Below are 3753 nucleotides of genomic sequence, written 5' to 3' on the forward strand. Positions count from 1 at the left end.
TATTGGGCCAGATCTAAAAATATACGATATTCCCTCGATTGATGAAAATGGGGGATTTGCATCAACGATTGTCGTCGGTGCAGTAGAAAAAGGGAAAGTAGTTCCTGTCCGTTAACTGGTTAAAGGGATGCATGTTCCGGATAGTATACCAGTTTAACATTTTGTTAAATATTTGTTCGTGTATCGTTCCTGATCATTGGGACGGTACACGTTTTTTTATTGTTGAAAAAATCTACACCTTAAAATAGTAGGCTCCTAAAGCGGCCATAGATTCATATTTTATTTAAAAAGGAGTTCGCCGGCATTGGGGTTTGAGGAAAGAAACATGATAATTAACAAATTTTACAATATATCTTGTATCCGAGTAATGAAAACGCTATCATTGAATATAATATGAAATATAATTTCATTATTTTCTATTAAAAAATGAAATTATATTTAAGTAATTGTTTATAGGAGGATTTAATTGTCTATGGAGGAACATTTGCGTTCATTAACGACTGAATTACGGAACGAAAAGACGATGAATATCGATAGTGTAAATACGATGGAAGTCATTTCTGCAATCAATAAGGAAGATTTTAAAGTGGCAGCAGCGGTCCAGGAGGTATTGCCAGAGATTGAAACGGTAGTTGAATGGGCTTGTGAATCATTAAAAAACGGAGGGAGACTCATATACATCGGAGCGGGAACGAGCGGAAGACTCGGCGTTCTGGATGCCGTGGAATGTCCCCCGACTTTCAGCACACCACCTGATAAGGTGCTGGGAATAATCGCAGGAGGGGAAAAGGCGTTTGTTCGGGCTGTTGAAGGAGCAGAGGATAAAGAAGAGTTTGGGGAATGTGATCTGATTGACGTGGAACTTACAGCAAATGATACGGTTATTGGCATCGCGGCTAGCGGCCGTACCCCTTATGTGAGGGGTGCTTTACGTTATGCGAGAAAAGTTGGGGCTAAAGCGGCGGCATTATCATGCAATAAAAACGCGAGCATCACGGAAGCAGCTGATATAGGGATCGAAGTGGTGGTCGGACCGGAAGTGTTAACAGGATCCACGAGAATGAAAGCGGCAACTGCACATAAAATGGTACTCAATATGATTTCAACTGCAACCATGATCCGGTTGGGAAAAGTCTATGAAAATCTGATGGTCGATGTTAATGTCAGTAATCAAAAACTGAAGGACCGTGCAATAAGCATCATAGAAACTGTAACGAATGCTGACTATGATCAAGCTTTGAATACACTTGAAAAGGCCAGTAATCAAGTTAAACCAGCGATTGTCATGATAAAAACGGCAACTGATTATGAAAAAGCAATGGAGTTACTGGAGAATGCGGATGGAGATGTCAGAAAAGCCATCTCGATCCATGAAGATTAAGGAGGGAAGCAATGGCTACAGGAGGATTATCCATCATACAGACGATGTTGAGCAAGCTGCCGCAATCAGAACAAAAACTAGCAGAATATATACTACAAAATCCTCATGAAGTTGTGAACAGCACTGTACAGGAATTAAGTACCTCTGCCCAAACTAGCGGGGCCGCTGTTATTAGGCTGTGTAAATCGCTTGGAATAAAAGGGTTTCAAGATTTGAAAATAAGGATTGCTGGAGATTTGATGAAAACCGTCGAACAGGGTTATCGGGATATCGAGCCTTCCGAATCACTGTATCGGATTGTGGAGAAAACAACGAGTAATTCGATTCAGTCCATTAGGGATACATCTGAAATAATCGATCACGATAATCTCAAACATGCGATACAGCTGATGCTGAATGCTAAGACCGTCCACTTTTGCGGTGTGGGTGCTTCGAATATAGTTGCTGCTGACGCTCAGCAAAAATTACTTCGCGTCAATAAAGGGGCAACAGCTTTTACGGATATGCATTTAGTTGCAACCCTGATTGCAAATGCTGATGAAAATGACATCGTTTTTGCCGTTTCATTTTCAGGGGAAACACTTGAAGTTATCAATATATTGAAGCTGGCAAAGGAACGTGGGGTCAAGACAATCGGGCTGACTCATTATGGCCAAACAACGGTATCATCCTTGTGCGACGTCACACTGTATACATCCTATTCGAATGAAGCACCATTTCGAAGTGCAGCAACATCCTCACGATTGGCGCAATTATATATGATTGACATTTTGTTTTTGGGGATGGCTTCAGAACAATATGAAGAGACTGTCCAATATATCGATAACACCAGGTCTGCCATTAAATCGATGACAGATCGATATAAATGATTCATACGAGATTTGACAAAGGGAGGGCTTTTGAATGGGTAAGGGGGATAAGTACGCCAACTTAGCAGAAGAGTTATTGGGGAAATTAGGTGGGGCATCTAATGTTGCCGATGCTGCACATTGTATGACCAGACTCAGGGTACTGCCAATCGATCGTTCGAAAGTGAAAATGGAAGATATAAAAAATACGGAAGGCGTTTTTGGCGTCATTGAAGAGGAAACGATCCAAATCGTCCTCGGGCCAGGCGTGGTGAACAAGGTTCATACAGAATTTGAAAAGCTTATGGAGGAATCCTCTGGCGATTTGAACCTAAAAGAAGTAGCCTCGAAGAATAAATCTGAGATTGATAGGAAAAACGCAAAACCGTTTAAACTTTTTTTACGCAGGATTGCAAGTATTTTCATCCCTTTAATTCCCGCCTTAGTGGCATCAGGTTTGATTACCGGCATTACAAAAGCAATCGTTCAAGCGGGCTGGCTTGCAGCAGAATCGCAATTAGCCATCATTTTAACCGTTATCGGATCGGGGCTGTTTGCCTACTTGGGGATTTTGGTTGGGACCAATGCAGCAAAAGAATACGGTGGATCACCTGCACTTGGTGCACTTGCAGGTATCTTGGTCATAAACCCGGCCGTCGGCGACATTTCATTGTTCGGTGAAAATTTGCTCCCCGGTCGCGGCGGGTTAATAGGAGTCCTTTTTGCAGCTATTTTCATAGCCTTGGTGGAAAAACAGGTCAGGAAATTCATTCCTCAATCACTGGATATCATTTTGACGCCAACCATCGCTTTACTCATTACTGGGATTGTCACTTACATTATTTTTATGCCGGTAGGAGGGTTTTTATCGGATGCGATTACGACTGGGTTATTGAATGTTTTGGATTTCGGTGGTGTCGTAGCTGGATTCGTGCTTGGTGCGGCCTTTCTCCCTCTCGTCATTACTGGTTTACATCAAGGTTTAACGCCTGTCCATCTAGAATTGATCAATTCGATTGGTGATGATCCACTGCTTCCAATTTTGGCGATGGGTGGCGCGGGCCAAGTTGGAGCGGCATTTGCCATCTATATGAAAACCAAGAAAGCAAGTTTGAAGCGAGCTATTGGAGGGGGCCTTCCTTCCGGGATGCTAGGTATCGGTGAACCCCTTATATTTGGAGTGACCCTGCCATTGGGGAGGCCTTTCTTAACTGCATGTTTAGGTGCAGGAGTAGGTGGAGCCTTCCAAGCTCAATTCGGAATCGCAACGTCGTCCATCGGTGTGTCCGGACTGCCGCTTACCTTTTTAGTTCATCCAAATCAAATCGGATTGTTCCTCGCTGGCTTGTTCATTTCCTATATAGCAGGTTTTATTTTTACGTATTTGTTTGGATTCAAAGATGAAATGGTGGTTGAATTCAAGTGATCGGAATTTCTTTTTATCTACAAGATCCGCATGCAGAAACACAAATCATCCATGCTGCTAACCTGGGAGTGAAAAGAGCATTCACCTCGCTTCATATT

Annotated in this window: 3 protein-coding genes; all 3 read left to right on the plus strand. The window is 42.6% G+C overall.

Going from position 1 to position 3753, the window contains the following annotated elements; genetic code table 11:
* The first annotated feature begins 466 nt into the window (after window positions 1-466).
* Genes murQ through ACFVSH_RS24000 form a run of 3 tightly spaced genes read left to right on the plus strand, consistent with a single transcriptional unit; the run spans window position 467 to window position 3655 of the window.
* Window positions 467-1381 (plus strand): N-acetylmuramic acid 6-phosphate etherase, encoded by a 915-nt coding sequence (murQ, locus tag ACFVSH_RS23990; RefSeq protein WP_387595944.1) that lies wholly within the window; start codon window positions 467-469, stop codon window positions 1379-1381.
* Between the two features lie 11 nt (window positions 1382-1392).
* Window positions 1393-2250 carry a MurR/RpiR family transcriptional regulator gene (locus ACFVSH_RS23995; protein WP_387595947.1) on the plus strand — a complete coding sequence of 286 codons (858 nt, stop codon included), beginning with the start codon at window positions 1393-1395 and terminating at the stop codon, window positions 2248-2250.
* 34 nt (window positions 2251-2284) lie between these two features.
* The gene (locus tag ACFVSH_RS24000) at window positions 2285-3655 is read left to right on the plus strand and encodes a PTS transporter subunit EIIC (RefSeq protein WP_387708235.1); all 1371 of its coding nucleotides are present in this window, start codon (window positions 2285-2287) and stop codon (window positions 3653-3655) included.
* Window positions 3656-3753 lie beyond the last annotated feature (98 nt).

Origin of the sequence: Peribacillus sp. NPDC058002 (assembly GCF_042886655.1) — a bacterium.
Classification (GTDB): Bacteria; Bacillota; Bacilli; order Bacillales; family DSM-1321; genus Peribacillus; species Peribacillus aracenensis.

Excerpts from the sequence above, each read along its gene's own strand:
- ACFVSH_RS23995 (WP_387595947.1), top strand. The coding sequence starts at position 1,393 with ATGGCTACAGGAGGATTATCCATCATACAGACGATGTTGAGCAAGCTG.
- ACFVSH_RS24000 (WP_387708235.1), top strand. The coding sequence starts at position 2,285 with ATGGGTAAGGGGGATAAGTACGCCAACTTAGCAGAAGAGTTATTGGGG.